At 69.4% G+C, this 22,627-nt stretch carries 19 protein-coding genes and 1 pseudogene; 8 read left to right on the forward strand and 12 right to left on the reverse strand.

Annotated elements, in window-relative coordinates; genetic code table 11:
* Positions 1 to 130 precede the first annotated feature (130 nt).
* From HZI36_RS07430 to HZI36_RS07450, 5 genes are all read right to left on the reverse strand, one after another.
* Complete coding sequence (locus tag HZI36_RS07430; protein ID WP_179401981.1) at positions 131 to 1,324, reverse strand: MFS transporter; 1,194 nt, start codon at positions 1,322 to 1,324, stop codon at positions 131 to 133.
* Positions 1,325 to 1,435: 111 nt separating this feature from the next.
* Complete coding sequence (locus HZI36_RS07435) at positions 1,436 to 2,605, reverse strand: MFS transporter (RefSeq protein ID WP_179401982.1); 1,170 nt, start codon at positions 2,603 to 2,605, stop codon at positions 1,436 to 1,438.
* 145 nt (positions 2,606 to 2,750) lie between these two features.
* Positions 2,751 to 3,392: a 5,6-dimethylbenzimidazole synthase gene (gene bluB, locus HZI36_RS07440; protein WP_179401983.1), complete on the reverse strand. Its 642-nt coding sequence runs from the start codon at positions 3,390 to 3,392 to the stop codon at positions 2,751 to 2,753.
* A gap of 150 nt (positions 3,393 to 3,542) precedes the next feature.
* Positions 3,543 to 4,526 (reverse strand): LysR family transcriptional regulator, encoded by a 984-nt coding sequence (locus HZI36_RS07445; RefSeq protein ID WP_179401984.1) that lies wholly within the window; start codon positions 4,524 to 4,526, stop codon positions 3,543 to 3,545.
* Between the two features lie 158 nt (positions 4,527 to 4,684).
* Positions 4,685 to 5,059: a hypothetical protein gene (locus HZI36_RS07450; RefSeq protein WP_179401985.1), complete on the reverse strand. Its 375-nt coding sequence runs from the start codon at positions 5,057 to 5,059 to the stop codon at positions 4,685 to 4,687.
* Positions 5,060 to 5,089: 30 nt separating this feature from the next.
* Between HZI36_RS07450 and HZI36_RS07455 the strand changes: the two genes are divergently transcribed.
* Entirely contained in the window at positions 5,090 to 6,301 is a 1,212-nt protein-coding gene (locus HZI36_RS07455) for a pyridoxal-phosphate-dependent aminotransferase family protein (RefSeq protein ID WP_179401986.1), read from the forward strand.
* A gap of 102 nt (positions 6,302 to 6,403) precedes the next feature.
* Here HZI36_RS07455 and HZI36_RS07460 read toward each other — a convergent pair whose 3' ends face one another.
* A complete protein-coding gene (locus HZI36_RS07460; RefSeq protein ID WP_179401987.1) occupies positions 6,404 to 7,621 on the reverse strand; it encodes an MFS transporter in 1,218 nt (405 codons plus the stop codon).
* 248 nt (positions 7,622 to 7,869) lie between these two features.
* Here HZI36_RS07460 and xdhA point away from each other — a divergent pair, with 248 nt between their 5' ends.
* The 4 genes from xdhA to HZI36_RS07480 all read left to right on the forward strand — a co-directional run bounded on the left by xdhA (position 7,870) and on the right by HZI36_RS07480 (position 13,031).
* A complete protein-coding gene (xdhA, locus tag HZI36_RS07465; protein WP_179401988.1) occupies positions 7,870 to 9,396 on the forward strand; it encodes a xanthine dehydrogenase small subunit in 1,527 nt (508 codons plus the stop codon).
* Between the two features lie 26 nt (positions 9,397 to 9,422).
* Positions 9,423 to 11,777 carry a xanthine dehydrogenase molybdopterin binding subunit gene (gene xdhB / locus HZI36_RS07470; protein ID WP_179401989.1) on the forward strand — a complete coding sequence of 785 codons (2,355 nt, stop codon included), beginning with the start codon at positions 9,423 to 9,425 and terminating at the stop codon, positions 11,775 to 11,777.
* A 100-nt stretch (positions 11,778 to 11,877) separates the two neighbouring features.
* Positions 11,878 to 12,489: a xanthine dehydrogenase accessory protein XdhC gene (gene xdhC, locus HZI36_RS07475; RefSeq protein WP_179401990.1), complete on the forward strand. Its 612-nt coding sequence runs from the start codon at positions 11,878 to 11,880 to the stop codon at positions 12,487 to 12,489.
* 146 nt (positions 12,490 to 12,635) lie between these two features.
* On the forward strand, positions 12,636 to 13,031 hold the full coding sequence (locus HZI36_RS07480) for a nuclear transport factor 2 family protein (RefSeq protein WP_179401991.1): 396 nt from the start codon (positions 12,636 to 12,638) through the stop codon (positions 13,029 to 13,031).
* A gap of 90 nt (positions 13,032 to 13,121) precedes the next feature.
* Here HZI36_RS07480 and HZI36_RS07485 read toward each other — a convergent pair whose 3' ends face one another.
* The 3 genes from HZI36_RS07485 to HZI36_RS07495 form a co-directional block, all read right to left on the reverse strand.
* Complete coding sequence (locus HZI36_RS07485; protein WP_179401992.1) at positions 13,122 to 14,075, reverse strand: LysR family transcriptional regulator; 954 nt, start codon at positions 14,073 to 14,075, stop codon at positions 13,122 to 13,124.
* A gap of 18 nt (positions 14,076 to 14,093) precedes the next feature.
* Positions 14,094 to 14,732, reverse strand: coding sequence for a 2-hydroxychromene-2-carboxylate isomerase (locus HZI36_RS07490; protein WP_179401993.1), 639 nt, complete (start codon positions 14,730 to 14,732; stop codon positions 14,094 to 14,096).
* A gap of 79 nt (positions 14,733 to 14,811) precedes the next feature.
* Positions 14,812 to 16,248 carry a TAXI family TRAP transporter solute-binding subunit gene (locus HZI36_RS07495; RefSeq protein WP_179401994.1) on the reverse strand — a complete coding sequence of 479 codons (1,437 nt, stop codon included), beginning with the start codon at positions 16,246 to 16,248 and terminating at the stop codon, positions 14,812 to 14,814.
* Between the two features lie 461 nt (positions 16,249 to 16,709).
* Here HZI36_RS07495 and HZI36_RS07500 point away from each other — a divergent pair, with 461 nt between their 5' ends.
* Positions 16,710 to 17,093 carry a BON domain-containing protein gene (locus tag HZI36_RS07500; RefSeq protein WP_179401995.1) on the forward strand — a complete coding sequence of 128 codons (384 nt, stop codon included), beginning with the start codon at positions 16,710 to 16,712 and terminating at the stop codon, positions 17,091 to 17,093.
* A gap of 172 nt (positions 17,094 to 17,265) precedes the next feature.
* Here the strand turns inward: HZI36_RS07500 and HZI36_RS07505 are convergent, their stop codons facing one another.
* Together HZI36_RS07505 and HZI36_RS07510 are read right to left on the reverse strand one after the other, a co-directional pair.
* On the reverse strand, positions 17,266 to 18,054 hold the full coding sequence (locus tag HZI36_RS07505; protein ID WP_179401996.1) for a sulfite exporter TauE/SafE family protein: 789 nt from the start codon (positions 18,052 to 18,054) through the stop codon (positions 17,266 to 17,268).
* Positions 18,055 to 18,307: 253 nt separating this feature from the next.
* Entirely contained in the window at positions 18,308 to 19,045 is a 738-nt protein-coding gene (locus tag HZI36_RS07510) for a DsbA family oxidoreductase (RefSeq protein WP_179401997.1), read from the reverse strand.
* Between the two features lie 633 nt (positions 19,046 to 19,678).
* Here HZI36_RS07510 and HZI36_RS07515 point away from each other — a divergent pair.
* Positions 19,679 to 20,923, forward strand: a complete 1,245-nt coding sequence (locus HZI36_RS07515) for an NAD(P)/FAD-dependent oxidoreductase (RefSeq protein WP_179401998.1) — start codon at positions 19,679 to 19,681, stop codon at positions 20,921 to 20,923.
* A 64-nt stretch (positions 20,924 to 20,987) separates the two neighbouring features.
* Here HZI36_RS07515 and HZI36_RS07520 read toward each other — a convergent pair whose 3' ends face one another.
* Entirely contained in the window at positions 20,988 to 21,173 is a 186-nt protein-coding gene (locus HZI36_RS07520) for a hypothetical protein (protein ID WP_179401999.1), read from the reverse strand.
* 201 nt (positions 21,174 to 21,374) lie between these two features.
* Here HZI36_RS07520 and HZI36_RS07525 point away from each other — a divergent pair.
* Positions 21,375 to 22,627, forward strand: a pseudogene (locus tag HZI36_RS07525) (beta strand repeat-containing protein); the annotation flags it as partial.

The following is a 22,627-nucleotide window of genomic DNA, read 5'->3' on the forward strand; positions in this document are numbered from 1 at the left end:
GGGTGCGACGGAGTATCGAGGCGCTCGTTTATATGGGTCTAATGAAAATATTTGAGCGACACATAGCCGGTGGTTATCGAACGCGCAGGGGGCTGGGCGATGCGAACGGCGTGGGGCGCCGGCGCGATGCTCAGGACGCCGACGGTTCCGCGCCGCGCGGCAGCGCGCGCCGCTCCCATTGCACGGCCGCAAGGAACGCGAGCACGCCGGCGATCAGCACGCCGACGAGCGCGTTGCCGCCGAGCTGCTGCATCAGCGCGCCGGCGACGAGCGGGCCGCCGAAGCTCGCGGCGCTCCACGACGCGGCCGTCAGCGAGCTCGCGGTGACGAGCGCCGCGCCGCGAAAGCGTTCGCCGCACGCGACGAGCGACAGCATGTAGATGCTGCCGGCCGCCGCGCCGAGCACGAACAGGTACGGCCAGCCCAACCACGGATGGCTGATCGCGACCGGCATCAGCGGCAGCAACGCAAGCACGACGCAGCCGGCGCCGACGTGCACGCGCGTGCGGCCGAGCCGGTCGGCGAGCCAGCCGACCGGGAATTGCAGCGCGGTGTCGCCGGCCAGCATGATCGACGCGAGCAGCACCGCGGCCTCGCGCGCGACGCCGCGCTCGATCGCGTAGATCGGCAGCAGCGACAGCGAGAGCGTGTCGAACAGCGCGAAGAACGCGGTGCCGATCACGAGCGCGGGCATCCGCGGCAGCACGCGGTGCCAGTCGTCGTGCGCGTCGTGCAGCCCATCGTGCAAGTCGGTGTGCAAATCGGTGCCCGAAAGCGGCGTGCTCCGGATCGATGCGAGGAACGGCAGCGCGAGCAGGAACAGCGCGCCGCAGATCGCGAAGCGCAGATGCGTGAGGCCGGCGATCTGGCTCACGAGCACGGGGCCGGCGAGCTGGAACAGCGTGAACGTGGTCGAGTAGATCGCGACGACGCGGCCGCGCGTGGCGTCGCTCGCGATCTGGTTGACCCACGCTTCGCTGACCGTGAACAGCATGATCAGCGCGACGCCGCAGACGAGCCGCAGCGCGCCCCAGACGAAGAGATTCGACGTGACCTGCATCAGCGCGATCGCGACCGCGGTCGTCAGCACGCAGCCGACGTTCACGCGGCGCGCGCCGCAGCGGCGCGCGATGCCCGTGACGAACGGCGCGGTCGCGATGCCGCCGAACGCCTGCGCGGCGGTCAGCAGCCCGACGACATCGGTGCCGTGGCCCGCGTCCGTCAGTGCGAGCGCGGTGAGCGGCAGCGTCGCGCCGGTGCCGAGGCCGACGACGGCAATGCTCAGCACCAGCGCCAGAAAGTCGCGTGAAAGGATCGATTTCATCGGCCGCATCGTACTACGGCCAGCTGCGCGTTCCGGCGAACAGGGGCGCGACGGAGGGTTATTCGTGACAGGGTTGTTCGCTGCGCGCGTGCGGCCGGGCGGGATTGGCGCTTACGCGCACTCGGTCGGCCCGGCGAGCGGGCGCCGCTCGAGCGATGCGGACCACAGCGTCAGCGCGAGCGCGGCCACCGCCATCGCGACGCCGACCCAGGGCAGCTTCACGAGCGGCACGCCGGCGCCGATCGCCATCCCGCCGAGCCACGCGCCGGTTGCGTTGCCGAGGTTGAACGCGCCCTGGTTCAGCGTCGACGCGAGGTTCGGCGCGTCGCTCGCGCGATCGACGATCATGATCTGCAGCGGCGGCACGAGCGCGAACGCGAGCATCCCCCACACGAAGATCGTCGCGAGCGCGGCGAGCGGTTCGTGCATCGTCACCGCGAAGATCGCGAGCACGACGCCGATCGCCGCGAGCGACACGATCACCGTCGGCATCCGCCGCCAGTCGGCCAGCTTGCCGCCGAGCGTGCCGCCGACGGTCAGCCCGACGCCGAACAGCAGCAGCACGTACGTGACCTGATGCGGCGAGAAACCGGTGACGCCCTCGAGGATCGGCGTGATGTACGTGAACACGCTGAACAGGCTCGCGGACACGAGCACGCTGATCCCGAGCACCATCAGCACCTGCGGGTGCCTGAGCACGCTGAATTCGCGCGTGATGCTGGTTTGAGGCATCGCGAGGTTGTTCGGCAGGCAGACCGCGAGCGCGGCCGCCGCGACGACGCCGATGCCGGTCACCGCCCAGAACGTCGCGCGCCAGCCGTACGCCTGGCCGAGCGCGGTGCCGAGCGGCACGCCGAGCACGTTCGCGAGCGTGAGGCCGGTGAACATCAGCGCGATCGCCTGCGCGCGGCGGTTCGGCGCGACGAGGCTGCTCGCGACGACCGACCCGATCCCGAAGAACGCGCCGTGGCAGAACGCGGTGACGACGCGCGCGGCCATCAGTACCGCATAGCCGGGCGCGACGGCGCAGAACAGGTTGCCCGCGATGAACAGGCCGATCAGCCCCATCAGCGCGCGCTTGCGCGGCATCTTCGCGGTGACGATCGCGAGGATCGGCGCGCCGACCGTCACGCCGAGCGCGTAGCCGGACACGAGCATGCCGGCGGCCGGGATCGACACGCCGAGATCGGCGGCGACGTTGGGCAGCAGGCCCATGATCACGAACTCGGTGGTACCGATTCCAAACGCGGCTATGGCAAGGGCGAGTAGGGGCAAGGGCATCGCGGGTGGCCTGACGGAAGGGCGCCGCCGGGCGGGCGCGGGATGCGCGGCGCGGGCGGACGGGGGACATCAGCCGCCGATTCTACGCCAGTGAAAACCCTTATGTCGGGGGCCGGATCGGATGTTGCCGGAATGCGACGGCGGGCTAGGTGGCGCCGCCCCAGCCGTTCTCGAACACGCACGCTTCGATCGGCATCCGCGCGGCCCAGCGCTCCTCCTCGAGCATCGGTTTCGCGTAGAACGCGTCGACGTGCCCGACGCACAGCACCGCGATCGGCTTCGCGCCGTCGGGCATGCCGAGCAGCGTGCGCAGCGCGTCGACGTCGAACAGCGACACCCAGCCCATCCCGAGCCCTTCGGCGCGCGCGGCGAGCCACATGTTCTGGATTGCGCATGCGGCCGACGCCAGATCCATCTCGGGCAGCGTGCGGCGGCCGAACACGTGGCGTTCACGGCCGTCGGCCAGCGCGACGACGAGCAACTCGCCGCACTCGCGCACGCCCTCGACCTTCAGCCGCATGAACTCGTCGTGGCGCTCGCCGAGCGCGTCGGCGGTCGCGCGGCGTTCCGCTTCGACGAGCGCGTGGATGCGCGTGCGCAGCGCCGGATCGGTGATGCGGATGAAGCGCCACGGCTGCATGAAGCCGACGCTCGGCGCATGGTGCGCGGCGCGCAGCAGCCGCGCGAGCACCGCCGGATCGACGCTCGCGCGCGTGAAGTGGCGCATGTCGCGCCGCTCGTGGATGGCGCGGTAGACGGCGGCGATGGCGGGATCGTCGAAACGCATGATCGGGACCAGTGAGGGAGCACGGCCGCCACGATAGCAGACCGCGGCGCGCGTGCGCCGCCCGCGCGCGCCGACAAGTGGCGGGCGACAGGCGGCGGGTGGCGGGCGGCGGCGACAGGCGGCGGGCGGCGGGCGACAGGTGGCGGCGGTTCACTGCAGGTTCGGCGCCGTGTCCGCGCGCTCGGCCGGCGCCGTCCGGTCGGGCGGCGCGTGACGCTCGTCGTCGCGCCCGGCGCGCCTGCCGAAATGCGCGAGCGCGTATTCGACGAAGCTGCGCGTGCGGGCGGGCACGAACTGGCGGTCCGGATAGACGAGCGTGCGCCGCGCGTCCGGATCGTCGGCCCGGTAGCCGGCGAGCACCGGCACGAGCGCGCCGCTGTCGAGCGCATCGGCCGCGAAGCTCTCGGGCAACAGCGCGATTCCGCTGCCCGCCACAGCGGCCTCGCGCACGAGCGACAGCCGGTTGACCGTGTAGCTCGGCTGCATCGGCACCAGATGCGCGACTCCGTCGGGGTCGACCATCCGCCACGTGCTGGACGGCTCGTGCGGCGCGAGCGCGATCCACGCGTGCTGGCTCAGATCGCCGGGCCTTCGCGGCAAGCCGCACCGCGCGAGATAGGCGGGCGACGCGCACGGCACCAGCGTATCCGGCGCGAGCGCATGGCCGACGAGCGCCGGATGGCCGTCGAGCCGGTCGCCGGTGACGATGCCCGCGTCGTAGCAGGTGTCGAGCGCGTCGATCGGCGCGTCGGCGATCGTCAATTGCACGCGTACCTGCGGATGGTGGCGCCGGAAGCCGTCGACGAGCGGCGTCAGCGCGCGCGGCGACAGCCTGCCGGACGCGACGACGCGCAGCGTGCCGACCGGTTCGCGCGTCGCATGCACGATCGACGATTCGAGATGGTCGAACGCCTCGAGCAGCGCGCGGCAGCCGTCGAGATAGCGCACGCCAGCCTCGGTCAGCGACAGGCTGCGCGTCGTGCGATGCATGAGCCGCGTGTTCAGGTGGCCCTCGAGTGCCGCGATCGACCGCGTGACGCGCGCATTCGACACGCCGAGCGTGCGCGCGGCGCGCCGGAAACTCTGTTGCTCGATGACGCAGATGAACACGCGCATGGTCTGGATCTGATTCATGGTTTGCGTATGCCTGGCCCGGTTGAGTGATTATGTTTGTGATTTTTCATTACGCATCCGGAAATGCAAATATGAAAAAATCTGCCCAATTTCTCCGTTGAATTGAAAATCGCATTTCGATGGACGACGGCAATTGTTAAATAATGTCGAGATATTCGTCAACCCGAAAAACAATCGAATGTCGGGAAATCGAAAGGCGACTCATAACGGGTTGGGTGTGGGGCGTTCGCGAAACCGGGATCGCAATTGGAAACTGGCAGTTTATTGATATATATCGAGATATCCGGCCGAAATATGGAATAAGTCGGATAAGGATTAAGGACATTTTCTTGAATAAATGGAGGGTATGTTGCGCAATCGCGCCATTCGCGTCGCCGCCGTCCAATCGCGTCCGGATTCGTGTTTTCCGGCCTTTTCACGCCGGCGGCGCTGCGCATGCCATTGCGTTTCCCCTTGCGCGCCGCCGCGGAACGCGGAATCATCGTCTGACCCGCCGCCCGCGCGCGACGGGCCGTCTCCGTTCCTTCGTCCACGCTTCGTTCCTTCGTCCACGTTTGCCCGCCATGTCCATCGATTACTCGCCGATTCCCTGTCCCGTCGTCGTGCCGCTCGACGCGATCCTCCCCGAAGAACCGTTGCTGATGATGGGGGCCGGCCCGGTCCCGATCCCGGCCGCCGTCGCGAAGGCGAACACGATCGTGATCAACCATCTCGGCGCGACGATGGCGAAGATCATCGAGCAGGTGAAGGAGATGGCGCGCTACGTGTTCCAGACCCGCACGAAGTGGGTGCTCGGCGTCGCCGGCCCCGGCTCCGCCGCGATGGAGATGGCGATCTCGAACCTCGCGTGGCGCGGCACGCGCGTGCTGTCGATCAAGAACGGCTTCTTCAGCGCGCGGATGGCCGAGATGGCCACGCGCGTCGGCGCCGATGTCTCGGTGCTCGACGTCGCCGACCGCTCGGTCGCGAGCCTCGACGAAGTCGCCGACGCGATCGCGCGCGAGCGGCCCGAGATCGTCACGATCGTGCACGGCGAAACGTCGAACACGGTCTGGAACCGCGATCTGCGGGAGATCGCGGCGCTCGCGAAGGCGGCGGGCGCGCTCGTCGTCGTCGACGCGGTCTGCACGCTGTCGACGATGCCGCTCGACATGGACGCGTGGGGAATCGACGCGGTGATCACCGGCGGGCAGAAGGGGCTGTCGTCGATTCCGGGCGTGTCGCTGATCGCGTTCTCCGACGCCGCGTGGGACCGGATGAAGGCGCGCACGGAGCCGAACGCGCACTGGTGTCTCGACATGGCGCTCGCCGAGAACTTCTGGCACAACGCCGGCTATCACTACACGGCGCCGGTGTCGGGCGTGCTCGCGCTGCACGAGGCGCTGCGGCTCGTCTGCGCGGAAACGCTCGAGAGCCGCTTCGCGCGCCATCTGCGCTGCTCGCTCGCGCTGCAGGCCGGCGTCGAGGCGATGGGCCTCGCGCTGTATGCGCCGAAGACGTGCCGGCTCAATTCGGTCGTCGGGATCGAAACGCCCGCGGGGCTGACGCCGGGGATGATCTGCGGGCACATCTCGAAGCAGTACCAGGTCGAGATCTCGGGCTCGTTCGGGCTGCCGATCGTGCGGATCGGGCAGATGGGCGAGCAGTGCCGCGAGCACAACCTGTTCCGCACGCTGCATGCGTTCGGGCGGACGATGGTCGACCTGAAGGTGCCGGTCGACCTGCCGGCGGGTGTCGCCGCGCTCGAGCAGGAGCTGTCGCGGCGAGGGGATTGAGCGGCCGGCGATCCGGGGGCCGGCGCGGGCGATGCCGCGTGTCGATTCCCGGATGAAACAACGCCCGCGCGAGGCGGGCGTCGAGCGATGCCGGCGCGCCGTTCAGGCGGCCGTCACGCCGGCCGCGGCGACGCGCGTCTGGCGCTGGTGCATCACGAGGGCGAGCACGGCGGCGAGCCCCGCGGCGATCGCCGCGAACAGGAACACCTGCGGATAGCCGAACGCGCCGGCGACGTAGCCGGCGAGCGGCCCGGTGATCCCGAGCGACAGATCGGTGAACACCGAGTACGCGGACAGCGCGGCGCCACGGCTCGCGGGCGGCACGAGCGCGACCGCCTCGACGCCGAGCGCGGGGAAGATCATCGCGAAGCCGAAGCCGGTGAGCGCGGCGCCGACGAGCGCGACGTGCGGCACCGGCGCGAGCCAGAGCAGCACGAGCCCCGCGCATTCGACGACGAACGACACGATCGCGACGCGGAAGCCGCCGTACGTCGGGATCATGTTCGAGAACAGCAGCCGCGCGCCGATGAACATCGTGCCGAATACGGTCAGCGACAGCGCCGCGTTCGGCCAGTGGCGCACCGCGTAGTAGAGCGTGACGAACGTCGAGATCGAGCCGAAGCCGGCCGCGCCGAGCGACAGGCCGATGCCGTGCGGCAGCACGCGCGTGAACACGCTCGCGTACGACATCCGCTCGCCGTGCACGATCGGCACCGCGGGCACGACGCGCGCGACGAAGTAGCCGCCGGCCGCGAGCGCGATCGCGAGCACGCCGATCAGCGCCGGATGCACCGCGTGCTCGATCATCACGCCGAGCGGCGCGCCGATCGCGAGCCCGCCGTAGGTCGCGATCCCGTTCCACGAGATCACCCGCGCGTTGTTCGCGACCCCGACTCGGCCGATTCCCCAGAGGATTGCGCCGGTGCCGCAGAGGCTCTCGCCGATCCCGAGCACGAGCCGGCTCGCGACGATCAGCGACACGCTCGTCACCGGCCAGCGCGCGAACAGCAGCCCGACGAGCAGCAGCACGCCGCTGGCGCCGCACGCGACGACCCCGCGCATCACGGTGCGCTTCGGACCGATCGTGTCGGAGAAGCGCCCGGCGAGCGCGCGCGACGCGAGCGTCGACACGTACTGCACACTGATCGCCGCGCCGGCGACGACGGTCGAGAAGCCGAGGTCGCCGTGCACGAAGCCCGGCAGCACCGCGAGCGGCAACCCGATCACGAGATAGCAAAGGAACGTGAACAGGACGACGGACATGATCTGCAGCGTGACGGCGAACCCGCTTTGCGGTAATGGGGCGGAATCAGTTGACATGGGGTCGGATGAATAACGGAGAATGGCCGGGCGGAAGCGCGATTTTCCCATGGAACCGGTTTTTTCGCATGGACCAAATAGTTCAATTCACCATTCGAATCGACATATGGCCGCAGTTATATGGGTTGCATGCGTGATGGGCTATGGGTTGCGGATATTGACGGTGATAGCGTTCAAACTGTCGTGAGAACACCAGCCGGCGCGAGGCGCGCGGCCCCGCCCAAACCCGTTTGAAGAAGATTCGAGACATGAGTGAGCCGATTCGTTTCTATCATCGCCACGCGATCCGTGAAGTCGACGGCGCGGACGTCACCCGCACCGTGCTGCAATACCTGCGCGAGGACGCGCACTGCACGGGCACGAAGGAAGGCTGCGCGGAAGGCGACTGCGGCGCGTGCACGGTCGTCGTCGGCGAGCTGACCGACGCGGGCACGGTCGAGTACAAGGCCGTCAACGCGTGCATCCAGTTCCTGCCGACGCTCGACGGCAAGGCGTTGTTGACCGTCGAGGACCTGCGCCAGCCGGACGGCGCGCTGCACCCGGTCCAGCAGGCGATGGTGGACTGCCACGGCTCGCAGTGCGGCTTCTGCACGCCCGGCTTCGTGATGTCGATGTGGGCGCTGTACGAGAAGCACGGCCACGAGACCTGCGGTCAGGCGTGCGCGGCGAAGGACGTGCCGTCGCGCACCGAGATCGCCGACGCGCTGACCGGCAACCTGTGCCGCTGCACCGGCTACCGTCCGATCGTCGATGCGGCGGTGCAGATGTTCGACATGCCCGGGCCGAACGCACCGGTCGATTCGGCCGCGCTCGCGCGCACGCTCGGGTCGCTGCGGCGCGACGACACGTTCGACTACGAGCGAGATGGCGCGCGCTTCGCGGCGCCGCGCACCCTCGACGCGCTCGCCGCGCTGAAGCTCGAACGGCCCGACGCGCGGATCCTCGCGGGCAGCACCGACATCGGTCTGTGGGTCACGAAGCAGATGCGCGTGCTCGACGACCTGATCTACGTCGGCCAGATTCCCGAGCTGCAGCGGATCGTGCGCGGCGACGACTGGATCGAGATCGGCGCGGGCGTGACGGTCGAGGCCGGCTACGCGGCGCTCGCGGACACATACCCGGAGCTGACCGAGATGTGGAAGCGCTTCGCGTCGCTGCCGATCCGCAACGCGGGCACGCTCGGCGGCAACGTCGCGAACGGCTCGCCGATCGGCGACTCGATGCCGGGCCTGATCGCACTCGGCGCGCGCGTCGTGCTGCGCGGCGGCGACGTCGTCCGCGAGATGCCGCTCGAGGCGCTGTACACCGGCTATCAGCAGAAGGACATGGCGCCGCACGAGTTCGTCGTGTCGGTGAAGGTGCCGCTGCGCACCGGCGCGAGAAAGAACCTGACGTTCCGCACGTACAAGCTGGCGAAGCGCTTCGACTCGGATATTTCGGCGGTGTGCGCGGCATTCGCGTTCATTGCTGACGGCGACACGATCCGCGAGCCGCGCGTCGCGTTCGGCGGGATGGCCGCGACGCCGAAGCGCGCGGCCGAGGCCGAGGCCGCGCTCGACGGCGCGACGTGGGACGAGGCCGCCGCGCTCGCCGCGATGCAGGCGCTCGAGCGCGACTACCAGCCGCTCACCGACATGCGCGCGACGAACGTCTACCGGCTCGACACCGCGAAGAACCTGCTTTACCGCTTCTGGCTCGAGACGCGCCCGCACGATCCGCTGCCGCCTCAGGCGCTGAGCGTGCGCGAGGTCGCCGCCGAATCGGCGCGCGTCTGACGATCGAAAGGTTACGGAGAATTCGGATGAACCAGCAAACAGAACCGTTCCTGACCACGCTCGACGCGAACGCCGACAGCGCGCAGGTCCACATTTCCCGTCCGCACGAGTCCGCGCATCTGCACGTGAGCGGCCGCGCGACCTACACCGACGACATTCCGTTCGTCGCCGGCACGCTGCATGCGGCGCTCGGGTTGTCGGCGAAGCCGCACGCGAAGATCGTGTCGATGAAGTTCGACGCGGTGCGCGCAACGCCCGGCGTCGTCGCGGTATTCACCGCCGACGACATTCCCGGCGTGAACGACTGCGGCCCGATCATCCACGACGATCCGGTGCTCGCGGACGGCGTCGTCCAGTACGTCGGCCAGCCGATGTTCATCGTCGTCGCGACGTCGCACGAGGCCGCGCGCCGCGCGGTGCGCCGCGCGCAGGTCGAATACGAGGAGTTGCCGGCGATCCTGACCGCGCAGGACGCGCGCGCGGCCGAGTCGTTCGTGATTCCGCCGATGAAGCTCGCGCGTGGCGATGCGACCGGGCATCTCGCGCAGGCGCCGCACCGCGAGGCCGGCGAGATGACGCTCGGCGGGCAGGAGCAGTTCTATCTCGAAGGGCAGATCGCGTACGCGGTGCCGAAGGACGACGACGGGATGCACGTGTACTGCTCGACGCAGCACCCGAGCGAGATGCAGCACATCGTCGCGCACGTGCTCGGCGTTGCGTCGCACAACGTGCTGATCGAATGCCGGCGGATGGGCGGCGGCTTCGGCGGCAAGGAATCGCAGTCGGGCCTGTTCGCGAGCTGCGCGGCGCTCGCCGCGTGGAAGCTGCTGTGCCCGGTGAAGCTGCGCCCGGACCGCGACGACGACATGATGATCACCGGCAAGCGGCACGACTTCCATTACCGCTTCGACGTCGGCTACGACGACGACGGCCGCATCGACGGCGTGTCGCTCGACATGACGTCGCGCTGCGGCTTCTCGGCGGACCTGTCCGGCCCGGTGATGACGCGCGCGGTGTGCCACTTCGACAACGCGTACTGGCTGCCGAACGTCGCGATCGCCGGCTACTGCGGGAAGACGAACACGCAGTCGAACACCGCGTTCCGCGGCTTCGGCGGCCCGCAGGGCGCGTTCGCGATCGAATACATCATCGACGACATCGCGCGCGGGCTCGGCCGCGATTCGCTCGACGTCCGCTATGCGAACCTGTATGGGAAGACCGAGAACAACGTGACGCCGTACGGCCAGACGGTCGAGGACAACGTGCTGCACGAGCTGTTCGCGGAACTCGAGGCGTCGAGCGACTACCGCGCGCGGCGCGCGAAAGTGCGCGAGTTCAACGCGCGCAACGCGGTGCTGAAGAAGGGCATCGCGCTGACGCCGGTGAAGTTCGGGATCGCGTTCAACGTCACGCACTTCAACCAGGCGGGCGCGCTCGTCCACATCTACACCGACGGCTCGGTGCTCGTGAACCACGGCGGCACCGAGATGGGCCAGGGCCTGAACACGAAGGTCGCGCAGGTCGTCGCGCAGGAGCTCGGCATCCGCTTCGAGCGGATCCGCGTGACCGCGACCGACACGAGCAAGGTCGCGAACACGTCCGCGACGGCCGCTTCGACCGGCTCGGACCTGAACGGCAAGGCCGCGCAGGACGCCGCGCGGCAGCTGCGCGAGCGGCTCGCGGCGTTCGCGGCGAAGCATTACGGCGACGGCGTGGTCGACGTCGAGCACGTGCGCTTCGCGGGCGACCGCGTGTGGATCGGCGCGACCGAGGTGCCGTTCGGCGAGGTCGTCGCGAAGGCGTACGTCGCGCGCGTGCAGCTCTGGTCCGACGGTTTCTACGCGACGCCGAAGCTGTACTGGGATCAGTCGAAGCTGCAGGGCCGGCCGTTCTACTACTACGCGTACGGCGCGGCGGTGTCCGAAGTGGTCGTCGATACGCTGACGGGCGAGATGCGCACGCTGCGCGTCGACGCGCTGCACGACGTCGGCGCGTCGCTGAACCCGGCGCTCGACATCGGGCAGGTCGAGGGCGCGTTCATCCAGGGGATGGGCTGGCTGACCACCGAGGAGCTGTGGTGGAACGCGGGCGGCAAGCTGATGACGCACGCGCCGTCGACGTACAAGATTCCGACCGTCAACGACACGCCGCCCGAGTTCAACGTGCGGCTGTTCGACAACCGCAACGTCGAGGACAGCATCCACCGGTCGAAGGCGGTCGGCGAGCCGCCGCTGCTGCTGCCGTTCTCGGTGTTCTTCGCGGTGCGCGACGCGATCGCGGCGATCGGCGACTACAAGATCAACCCGCCGCTGAACGCGCCGGCGACCGGCGAGTCGATCCTGCGCGCGGTGCAGGCCGTGCGCGCGGCGAAGGTGGGGTGAAATGACCCCCACGCTCACTTCGTTCGCGTGGGGGGGCGCAGCCCCCCCATCTCCCGAAAGCGCGTCCTTCGGAACACGCGGCGGCCCGGCGGGAGCTGACATGGCACCACTGAAGCTGCGCGAGGGCACCGGCCGGCGCAACCGCGCGGTCGACGCGCGCGCGCCGATCCACATCGTGCTGTTCGGCGCGGGGCACGTCGGGGAAGCGCTCGTCACGCTGCTCGGCGCGCTGCCGTGCGTCGTGCAGTGGGTCGACACGCGCGACGAGCTGTTTCCGGACGAGTGTCCGCCGAACGTGCAGCCCGAGCCGACCGACGCGCCCGAGGCGTACGTCGACGCGGCGCCGCCGGGCGCGTACTTCCTCGTGATGACGCACAATCACGCGCTCGATTTCTCGCTCGCCGAGCGGATCATGCGGCGCCGCGATTTCGCGTATTTCGGAATGATCGGCTCGCGCACGAAGCGCGTGAAGTTCGAGCGCCGGCTTGCGGCGCGCGGCGTTGATCAAGAGCGGCTGACCGAGATGGTGTGCCCGATCGGCGTCGCGGGGATCGTCGACAAGGCGCCGTGGTCGATCGCGGTCGCGGTGTGCGCGGAGCTGATGCAGGCGCGCGCGGGGATGGCGGTCGCTCACGCGAAGGCGCAAGTGCAAGTGTCGGCGGATGTCGTGTCTTGCGTGGCGGCGCGTTCCGGCGCGCATGTTTCGGCCTGAATTCGTCGCAATAATGCCTCGCCGGTGACGGCACGCGTTGCCGTCGTTCGTTATCCGTTCGGCCAGGTCACGCCGCGCGGCGCTTTTCTCTACACTGCATGGGTCGCGCGGCACGCCGCCGCGCTTTTCTTTCCGTGCAGGTGACCATGTCCGACGTCTTTCTCGACGCGCTCCACGCGTCCATCGTCGATATCGAGCGCTGGCTGTCCGGCGCCGACTCCGCGCCGGCGGCGCTCGATGCGCTGATCGAGCAGTTTTCTCCCGACTACACGATGATCCTGACCGACGGCCGCGCGATCGATCGCGACGGGCTGCGCGCGCTGTTCCGGCACATCGCCGGCGCGAAGCCGGGGCTGCGGATCGCACTGTCGGAAGTCCGCGTGCTGGCGTCGACCGGCACGCACGTGACGCTCACCTATCTCGAATCGCAGCACGCGTCGACCGGCGCGTTGCCCGCGCGCCGCGCGACCGCGGTGTTCGCGCGCGACGCGGACGGCGCGGTGCGCTGGCTGCATCTGCAGGAAACGTTCTGTACCGCGTGAAGTTCTGTACCGCGTGAGCCGCGCCTTCGTGAGCCGCGCGCGGGCGTTAGCGTGGGATCAGCGCGGAATCGGCACGGGATCAGCGCGGAATCAGCGCCGCTTGCCGCGCGCGGCGGTCAGCGTGTCGGACACGCTCTGCACCAGCCCGCGCAGCCACGCGATGTCGGTCGGCCGGTCCGGCTGCGGATGCGTGAGCAGATAGCTTCTGATCCGAGGAAACGGCACCGGCGGCTCGATGACGACGAGCGGCAGCATCTGCGCGTAGTGCATCGCGAAGCGGCGCGTCGTCGTGAAGATCAGGTCCGACTGCAGCAGCACCTGCGGCACGAGCCCGAAGTACGGCATCGTCGTCAGGATGCGTCGCGACAGCTTGGCGCGCGCGAGGCCGATCTCGATCGCATTGCGCTTGTCGCCGGTATAGGGCGTCGGCGCGAGGTGCGCGGCGGCCGCGTACGCGTCGCGGGTGAGCGGCGCGCGCGCGAGCGGATGATCGCCGCGCATCATGCAGACGATCGTGTCGGAGAACAGATCGTCGCGCGCGAAGCGCGGGTCCGGTTTCGGCCAGTTGCCGATCACGAGATCGAGCGCGCCGGATTCGAGCGCGCTCGCGTGGTCCAGCGTCGGGTTCAGCGAATCGAGCTCGAGATGCGCGTCCGGCGCCGCGTCGCGAAAGCGCGCGATCAGCGTCGGCATGAAGAAGTCGTTCAGGTAGTCGGGCGCGGCGATCCGGAACGTGCGGCGCGACGTCGCCGGATCGAAGTCGCCGTGCGGCGTCGCGATGAAGTCGACGTCGCGCAGCACCTGCTGCGCCGCGTCGAGCAGCGACGTGCCGTATTCGGTCGGCACCATCCCCGACTTGCCGCGCACGAGGATCGGGTCGTTCAGCGTCTCGCGCAGCTTGCGCAGCGCGGTGCTGATCGCGGGCTGCGTCTGGTTCAGCCGCAGCGCGGCCTGCGTGACGCTGCGCTCGAGCAGCAGCGTGCGCAGCACGCGCACGAGCCAGATATCGAGCGAGGCGGTACGGTCGTCGTCGTCGTATTCCATTGAATAGCAGGTATCGCTTTACACGTCGCCGCGCGGCAGCGTGCTGATCCGCTTCACCTCGCGCGATTCGAGCCAGTTCGGCGTGCGCGCGCAGTAGAGCACCATCGGCAGCGCGTCCTCGCCCCAGAACAGCTGTTTGTTCATCCAGAACGTCGGCACGCCGAACACGCCGAGCGCGATCGCGTCGTCGGTGTTGCGGCGCAACTGCGCGACCGTCTCCTCGAACTCGATCAGCGCTTCGCCGTGCCCGACGCCGACGCGCTCGCACAGCTTCGCGAAGCCGTCCGGCGTCGACGGATCCCGGCCATCGCGCCAGATGAAGCGGAAGATGTCGCGCACGGCCGAGATGTCCGCGCGCAGCGCGATCGCGAGACGCAGCGCGCTGTTCGAGTCGAACGGATGGACGGGCGGCATCTTGAACGGGATGCCGAGCTGTTCCGCGCGAAAGAGCGCGTGCCGGTACGTGAAGATCCGCTTCGACGGCACGTCCGCGCCCGAGCGATGGCCCCAGTGGCGGTAGAGGTCGGGCAGCGACACGGGCACCGGCTTGAACGGCACGTCGGGCCATTTGTCGTGCTGCTCGAGCAGCAGATACGAGAACGGCGACAGGAAATCGTAGAACCAGACTGGCTGGGTGGTGTCGAGTCCGGTTGTCATGACAATCTCCTGTCGATCAGGGGGCGCGGGCGGAAGGGCCACGCGCGCGAGGCCACCTCCATGATCGCCGATCGGCCGCTCAAGCGGAACCGGGAGTGGCCCGGGGCGCGCCGTCGTCCGGCGCGTCGTGCGCGTGCGGATGGACGTGTTCGTGGCCGTGCTCGTGGCCGTGCTCGTGATCGTGCGCATGCAGCCGCTCGCGGACGAAGCCGATGTGCTCGCGCAGCACGTAGAACTGGCCGGCGTACGCGAGCGGCATCTTCATCCGGTTCACCGATTCCTCGATGTCGTCGAGCCGGTCGAGCAGCTCGACGCGTTCCTCCGGCGTGTGCTCGCCGAGCGCGTTGCGCTCGAGCGCGATCAGCGCGCCGTACCAGCGGTAGATCCGCGAGCGCACGCGCCAGCCGTACAGCGCCGGCACGAACCGCAGCCCCGGGATCAGCACGACGACCAGCGGCACGACGATGAACAGCAGCCGGTCGACGAGGCTCGCGACCCAGAACGGCAGGCTCCGGTACAGGAACGTCTTGCCCGACTTGTAGTAGCGCGCCGCATCGTCGGATAGCGGGAAGCTGCGCGTGACCGACGACGGGAATTCGCCCGCGCGCTGCAGGATCGTCGCGTGGCCGTGCACCGCGCGCGCGGCCTCGATCAGCAGGTCGGACAATGCCGGATGCAACGAGTCGCGCGCGACGAGCTCGATCGTCGGCGAGATCATGTGGATGTCGGTCGGCGGCAGGTTCTGGCCGAGATCGTAGACGCCCATCGGCAGCGTCAGCTCGGTCAGGTACGGGAAGCGCCGCGTGTACGCCTCGGCCTGCTCGAACGAGAACAGATGGATGCCGGGCTCGCGGAACAGCTTCGACATCACCGGAATCTGCGTCGAGTCGCCGGACAGGAACGCCGCGTCGATCTTGCCGGCGATCAGCGCGTGCGCGGCGTCCTCGCCCGTGGTCGGCAGGATCTGCGTCTTGCCGCCGGGCGTGATGCCGTTCATCTTCAAGAGCGCGAGCCCGAGCTCGCGCGCGCCGCTGCCCTCGGGGCCGAGCGCGAGGCGCTTGCCGTTGAAATCAGCCAGCCGCTCGACGATGGGCCCGCGATACATGATCGCGAGCGGCACGTAGCCGACACTGCCGAGCGCGATCAGATGGTCGTCGCGCTTGGCCGGGCCGACGCCGCTCTGCACGAAGCCGACGTCGACGTGCGCGTTCGGATCGGACAGCCGCGCGAGGTTCGCGGCCGAGCCTTCGGACGGCAGCACGTCGAGCGTGACGCCGTTCTTCGCGAGGATCTGCTTGTACCGTTGCGCGGCGTTCCAGTACGTGCTGCCGGGCGGGCCGGACGAGATCACGAGCTTCGACGGCGGCGCGGGCTGGATCAGCGCGATCGCGAACCAGATCGCGGCGCCCGCGAGCAGCAGGGTCGGCCCGATCGACAGCGCGAGGTCGCGCCACGACACGGTGACGAAGCGGGCGAGGATGCGGGGCGGCTGGCGGCGGCGCGGGTTTGGCTTCATGGTCGGCAGCCGGCGGCATTGCGCGGGTCGCGCGCGTGACGCCGGACGAAGTACGGGGCGAGTATGGGTGCGAAGGTGCGGATGCACTCGCGGCGATGGTAACCGAGTTCGCCGCGCGCCGCGCATTCGGGCGACGCGTACTTCGGCAAAGTCTGTCGGCAAAGTCTTTGCGAATCCGCGGGCGCTGGATTACATTGTGCGGCGCAGCCGCGTTTTTGCCGCGCGGCGCGACCCGGCACTTCGATCAGACCGGGCGCGCCCCGATCCGGTGGCTGCCCGGCAGGCTCGCGCGGGAACCCGCGTCCCGCGTACGCCCGGCCGTCCATTCGCCTCTCTCGCATCGCCGTGGAATCACCGTCGGCCGGTTGCGCTCGCGCAGCCGGGCGGCAGCCCGTTTGGGGGTGTCCTCCGGCCGCGCCGCCGCGCGCGGCCGTTCACGCAGTCACAAGGAGATAGAAAGCATGAAGTCGATCGTGTTGAGAGCGTTGGGTGCGGCCGCCGTCGCCGTGTGCCTGTCCGGCAACGTGTATGCGCAGGCGAGCGATACGGGCGCGGCTGCCGTGTCCGCGCCGGCCGCCGCGAACGGCGGCGGGAAGGCCGCTGCAAAGGCCGACGCGAAGGCCGCGCGCAAGGCGAACCGCAAGCTGGGCTACGCGGTGCGCAAGGCGATTTCGAAGCAGAGCGGCGTCGACGTGTCGAACCTCGTCGTCCGCTCGAAGGGCGGCGTGGTGTCGCTGCAGGGCACGATGCCCGACACGTCGCAGATCGACAAGGCGGCCGCGGCCGCGAAGACCGTGCCGGGCGTGACGTCCGTCGTCAACAAGCTGACGGTCCAGCAGCAGTGAAGCGCCGGGCGGCGCACGTGTGCCGCGGTTGCGGATCCCGACGCAGCTGAAGGGGACGCAGGTGCGGTGAGCGCGTGACGCCGCGCGGCCGCGCAGGCGCGCGGCCGGCGCAGCAAGAAAAAACGCCGCCCGGCGACGAGCCGGGCGGCGTTCTCGTATGCGGGAGCGGCGCTTACGCGAGCACGAGCCGCGTGCCGACCGCGACGAGCGTTGCCGCGAGCATGTTGCGCAGCAGCCGCTCGGGCGCGCGCGTCGACAGGTAGCTGCCGATCACGATGCCGGGCAGCGAGCCGAGCAGCAGCGACACGAGCATCGCCCAGTTCACCGAGCCGAGCATCCAGTGGCCCGTTCCGGCGATCAGCGTGAGCGGCACCGCGTGCGCGATGTCGGAGCCGACGATGCGCGTCGTCTTGAGCGCCGGATACAGCAGCAGCAGCACGGTCACGCCGATCGCGCCCGCGCCGACCGACGTCAGCGACACGAGCACGCCGAGCACCGCGCCGGTCAGCACGGTCGCGGCGAGCGTCTGCGATGGGCGCGGCGCGAACGGATTGCGCGCGGCGAACGCGGCGAGCTGCGGGCGGAAGATCAGCGACAGCGCCGTCAGCAGCAGCGCGCCGCCGAGCACGAACTGGATCAGGCGCGACGCGCCGGGCGAACCGAGCCCGTACGAATGCAGAAACCACAGCGTCAGCATGGACGCCGGCACGCTGCCCGCCGCGAGCCGGCCGGTGATCCGCCAGTCGACGGAACCCTTCAGGCCGTGCACGAGCGTGCCGGTCGCCTTCGTCGCGGCCGCGTACAGCAGGTCGGTGCCGACCGCCGTCGCCGGATGGACGTTGAACAGCAGCACGAGGATCGGCGTCATCAGCGAGCCGCCGCCGACGCCCGTCATGCCGACGAGGAAGCCGACGAACAGGCCGGACACGGAGTACAGCAGATCGATATGAGGAAGCGGCATCGGATGCGGACCGTCTGGCGGTAGGGCCGCACGGTAGGGGTATCAAGGTGGGTCATTGTCGCAAAACTTGCCGCCCGCCTTACGATGGATTCGTAAGTACGATATGCGTGGGCGTGCTAAAGGCGCGGTCGGGATGCACCGGAGTGGTGCGTCGCTGAGACCGTTGATCCTGCCGATGCCGTCGCGGCCGTTGACGCCGTTGATACCGCCGATACCGCCGATACCGCCGATACCGCCGATGCCGTCGCGGCCGTCACGCGTGCGGCGGCAGCGCGCAGCCGTCGGGGCCGCATGCGCCGGCCTCGGCGCCGCCCGGCGACGGCGCGTGCGCGCGGTCGCGCCATGCATGGTCGAGCGCCTGCGCGAACGCGTCGGCCGGCTGCGCGCCCGACACCGCGTAGCGGCCGCCGAACACGAAGAGCGGCACGCCGCGGCCGCCGAGCCGCGCGGCGCGCTCGCCGTCGGCGTCGACTTCGTCGCGGAACGCGTCGCTGCCCAGCAGCGATTCGGCCGCCGCGCGCTCGAGCCCGACCTCGACCGCATAGTCGAGCAGCGCCGCATGGTCGAACAGCGAGCCGTGCTCGCAGAAGTACGCGCGGTAGAGCCGCTCGGTCAGCGCGTGCGCGCGGCCGGTCGTTTCCGCGAGCTTCACGAGCCGGTGCGCGTCGAGCGTATCGCCGGCGAACGTGCCGGGCAGGTCGTAGCGCAGCCCGACGCTCGCGGCCGCGTCGGTCACCTGCGCGAGCATCCGGTCGACCTGCGCGGGCGCGAGCCCGTACTTCGCGGCGAGCATCGTCTCGACCGGCTCCGGCGCGTGACCGGGCATCAGCCGGTACGCGCGCAGCACGACGTCGACGTGGTCCGCGTGCGGGAACGCGGCGAGCGCCGCATCGAAGCGGCGCTTGCCGATCCAGCACCACGGACAGATCAGGTCGGACCAGATTTCAACGGAAAGCTTCGGACGGCGTGCGTGAGAAAGGGCGATCGGCATGTTTGGGGGAGGCTAGGCACATTGGCCTCCACTATATCGGGGTTTTTCGCCGGAACGCCATGCCGGCAACGCGCTATCGGGGCTTCTATATGAACGCGCGTCGTTTGCGCAATGGAGGTCGGGGCGCGGAGATCAAACCGGCGAGCGCCGAGGTCGGAGGTCGGGGGTGTGGAGATCAAACCGGCGTGCGCCGAGGTCGGAGGTCGGGGCGTGGCGGTCAAACCGTCGTGCGCCGAGGTCGGAGGTCGGGACGCGGAGATCAAACCGGCGAGCGCCGAGGTCGAAGGTCGGGGCGCGGAGATCAAACCGTCGTGCGCCGAGGTCGGAGGTCGGGGGTGTGGAGGTCAAACCGGCGTGCGCAGAGGTCGGAGGTCGGGGCGTGGCGGTCAAACCGTCGTGCGCCGAGGTCGGAGGTCGGGGGGCGCGGCGGTTAAACCGTCGCACGCGGCGGTCGGAGGTCGGGGCGCGGCGGTTAAATCGTCGCGTTCGGCGGTCGGAGGTCGGGGCGCGGCGGTTAAACCGTCGCGCCCGGCGGTCGGAGGTCGAGGCACGGAGATTAAACTGTCGCGCTTGGCGGTCGGAGGCCCGGGTGCGTCGCCCGGCGCATGATCGATCGACACGATACGAGGAAGCATGGATTTCGACGTCATCGTCCTGGGGGCGGGCATCGTCGGCGTTTCGTCGGCGCTGCATCTGCAGGATCGCGGCCGGCGCGTCGCGCTCGTCGACCGGCGCGGGCCCGGCGAGGAAACGAGCCACGGCAACGCGGGCCTGATCGAGCGCTCGTCGGTCGTGCCGTACGCGTTTCCGCGCGGGCTCGGCACGCTGCTGCGCTACGCGCGCAACCGCTCGGTCGACCTCTATTACGACTACAAGGCGCTGCCCGCGTACGCGGGCTGGCTCGCGCGTTTCTGGTGGGAGTCGTCGCCGCGGCGGCTCGACGTCGCCGCGCGCGACATGCTGCCGCTGATCGCCGCGAGCGTCGACGAGCACGACGCGCTGCTCGCCCGCACCGACGCCGCGCCGCTCGTGCGCGACGGCGGCTGGATCGAGGCGTTCCGCTCGCCCGCGCGCTTCGATGCGGAGCGGCGCATGCAGGAACGGGTCGCGCGCGACCACGGGCTGAAGATGGCCGTGCTCGACGCGGCCGCACTGCGTGCGAGAGAGCCTAGCATCGGCGACGCGTACTGCGGCGCACTCCACTGGCAGGATCCGAAGTCGGTCGCGAGCCCGGGCGGGCTCACGAAGGCCTATGCGCGCCTGTTCGAGCGCGAAGGCGGCGCGTTCGCGAACGGCGACGCGACGACGCTCGAGCGGGCCGGCGACGGCTGGCGCATCGCGACCGCGCATGGGCGCATGGCGGCGCGCGACGTCGTGATTGCGCTCGGGCCGTGGTCCGACCAGGTGCTCGCGCCGCTCGGCTACCGGATTCCGCTGCGCGCGAAGCGCGGCTACCACATGCACTACAGGCCGACGCGCGGGGCGTTGTCACTGCCGGTCTGCGACACCGAGCAGGGCTTCGTCGTCGCGCCGATGGAGGGCGCCCGGCTGCGGCTGACGACCGGCGTCGAGATCGCGCGGCGCGGCGCGCCGCCGACCGGCATCCAGCTCGCGCGCGCGGAGCCGCTCGCGCGCGACGCGTTCGGGATCGGCGAGCGGCTCGATCCGGCGCCGTGGCTCGGGATGCGCCCCTGCACGCCGGACATGCGGCCGGTGATCGGGCCCGCGCCGCGCCATCCGCATCTGTGGTTCGCGTTCGGCCATTGTCATCACGGGCTCACGCTCGGGCCCGCGACCGGGCGCCTGCTCGCCGAAATGATGACCGGCGCGCCGACGTTCATCGATCCCCATCCGTACCGCGCCGAACGCTTCGATTGAGCGAGCGGCAACGCGACTGCCGGCGGCCCGGGGCGGCCCGCGCCGCCGGGTTCCGGCGCGCATTTCACAGGATTTCATAATTTTTCCAATAGCTGTCGATTTGGCGATTTGCGTCAGGATTCGCTGTGTTCGGCGTAGCAATTTGGAAAGAAAAATCGAATGAAGAAATAAATTGGATGGCAAATTTTTTCTTCATTTTCATATCTTCGTCATTAGAGTTTTTTAGCCGTCCTGGCTGTCCTTTTTTCACCTCTTGGACGGCTCCGTTACGTGCGAGCGGATGTACCGGAACACGTTACTGCGGGGCTCGCAAACGTTACGTTACGTCCCGCATGGATTCCGATCATTTTTCATGCCAATGAATGCGGAGCCACGCTCAATTCCCAATGAAATCAATTAATAGAGTGTTACCGCATCGCAATAAAAATATGGAAATACCAGAAAATTAGGCTTGGCACGAATCGTGCTCCATGTCCTCGGGCTTGATCAATGTAGGGCCAACAACAACGAGGTCATGATGCGAAAGAACTTCAAATTGACGGGTGCAGCGCTGTCGGTTGCGACAGTTTTCGGGGCACTTGCTTCCGCGTCGGCGGTGGCGGGGCCGCTGGATGCGCTGCCGATCGTGGTCGTCGGCAATCCGCCGAGCGGCGGTGTGTCGGTGAACGTGAATGGCGCGACGCCCGCGGGTTCGATCGGCGTGACCGGGTCGGGCGCGGGTAATGTGACGACGCTGTCGGGCGCCCTCGGCGCTCCGAGCGCCGTGCTGAACGGCGCGGTGAATTCGGTGACGGGTGCGCTGGGCGGCGGCGTGGTGAATCCGGGCGGGCCGATCCAGGGCGTGCAGGGTGTGGTGGGCACGGTGACCGGCGCGCTGGGCGGCAACGGCGGCGTGGCGGTTCCGCTCGGTGCGGTGCAGGGCGCGGTGGGTGGCGTGACCGGCGCGCTGGGCGGCAACGGCGGCGTGGCGATTCCGCTTGGTGCGGTGCAGGGCGCGGTGGGTGGCGTGACTGGCGCGCTGGGCGGTGCCGGCGTAGGCGGCGCGGTGGTTCCGGTGGGTCCGGTGCAGGGCGTGGTGAACACGGTGACCGGCGCGCTGGGTGGTGCCAGCGGCATGAGCCTGCCGACGGCGGTTCAGGTCGGGCTCGGCGAAATCGGCGAAGGTGCGAGCGATGTCGTGGGCGGCGCGGCGGGCATTCTGGGCTCCGCCGTCGGTACCGTGAGCAACCCGGCGACCGTTCTGAATACGGTGACGGGCGCGCTGGGTGGTGCCGGCAGTGGGGGGATTCAGCCGCTGGGTGCGGTCCAGGGCGTCGTGAATACGGTGACGGGTACGCTGGGTGGTGTTGGCGGTGTCGGTGGTGTCGGTACGGGTCCGGTGCAAGGCGTCCTGAATACGGTGACCGGTACGTTGGGCGGTGTTGGTGGCGTTGGCGGCGTCGGTACGGGTCCGGTGCAAGGCGTCCTGAACACGGTGACCGGCACGTTGGGCGGTGTTGGTGGCGTTGGCGTCGGTACGGATCCGGTGCAAGGTGTCCTGAACACGGTGACCGGTACGCTGGGTGGTGTTGGTGGCGTTGGTGGTGGTACGGGTCCGGTGCAAGGCGTCCTGAACACGGTGACCGGTACGCTGGGCGGTGTTGGTGGCGTTGGCGTTGGCGGTGGTACGGGTCCGGTGCAAGGCGTCCTGAACACGGTGACCGG

The organism is Burkholderia guangdongensis (assembly GCF_013403875.1).
GTDB lineage: Bacteria > Pseudomonadota > Gammaproteobacteria > Burkholderiales > Burkholderiaceae > Burkholderia > Burkholderia guangdongensis.

Bases quoted from the DNA above. Each gene is read 5' to 3' on its own strand.
- HZI36_RS07490 (WP_179401993.1), bottom strand. From the start codon at position 14,732: ATGACAACCGGACTCGACACCACCCAGCCAGTCTGGTTCTACGATTTC.
- HZI36_RS07510 (WP_179401997.1), bottom strand. From the start codon at position 19,045: ATGCCGATCGCCCTTTCTCACGCACGCCGTCCGAAGCTTTCCGTTGAA.
- HZI36_RS07455 (WP_179401986.1), top strand. From the start codon at position 5,090: ATGTCCATCGATTACTCGCCGATTCCCTGTCCCGTCGTCGTGCCGCTC.
- HZI36_RS07495 (WP_179401994.1), bottom strand. From the start codon at position 16,248: ATGAAGCCAAACCCGCGCCGCCGCCAGCCGCCCCGCATCCTCGCCCGC.
- HZI36_RS07460 (WP_179401987.1), bottom strand. From the start codon at position 7,621: ATGTCAACTGATTCCGCCCCATTACCGCAAAGCGGGTTCGCCGTCACG.
- xdhA (WP_179401988.1), top strand. From the start codon at position 7,870: ATGAGTGAGCCGATTCGTTTCTATCATCGCCACGCGATCCGTGAAGTC.
- HZI36_RS07445 (WP_179401984.1), bottom strand. From the start codon at position 4,526: ATGAATCAGATCCAGACCATGCGCGTGTTCATCTGCGTCATCGAGCAA.
- xdhC (WP_179401990.1), top strand. From the start codon at position 11,878: ATGGCACCACTGAAGCTGCGCGAGGGCACCGGCCGGCGCAACCGCGCG.
- bluB (WP_179401983.1), bottom strand. From the start codon at position 3,392: ATGCGTTTCGACGATCCCGCCATCGCCGCCGTCTACCGCGCCATCCAC.
- HZI36_RS07505 (WP_179401996.1), bottom strand. From the start codon at position 18,054: ATGCCGCTTCCTCATATCGATCTGCTGTACTCCGTGTCCGGCCTGTTC.
- xdhB (WP_179401989.1), top strand. From the start codon at position 9,423: ATGAACCAGCAAACAGAACCGTTCCTGACCACGCTCGACGCGAACGCC.
- HZI36_RS07515 (WP_179401998.1), top strand. From the start codon at position 19,679: ATGGATTTCGACGTCATCGTCCTGGGGGCGGGCATCGTCGGCGTTTCG.
- HZI36_RS07500 (WP_179401995.1), top strand. From the start codon at position 16,710: ATGAAGTCGATCGTGTTGAGAGCGTTGGGTGCGGCCGCCGTCGCCGTG.
- HZI36_RS07485 (WP_179401992.1), bottom strand. From the start codon at position 14,075: ATGGAATACGACGACGACGACCGTACCGCCTCGCTCGATATCTGGCTC.
- HZI36_RS07430 (WP_179401981.1), bottom strand. From the start codon at position 1,324: ATGAAATCGATCCTTTCACGCGACTTTCTGGCGCTGGTGCTGAGCATT.
- HZI36_RS07435 (WP_179401982.1), bottom strand. From the start codon at position 2,605: ATGCCCTTGCCCCTACTCGCCCTTGCCATAGCCGCGTTTGGAATCGGT.
- HZI36_RS07480 (WP_179401991.1), top strand. From the start codon at position 12,636: ATGTCCGACGTCTTTCTCGACGCGCTCCACGCGTCCATCGTCGATATC.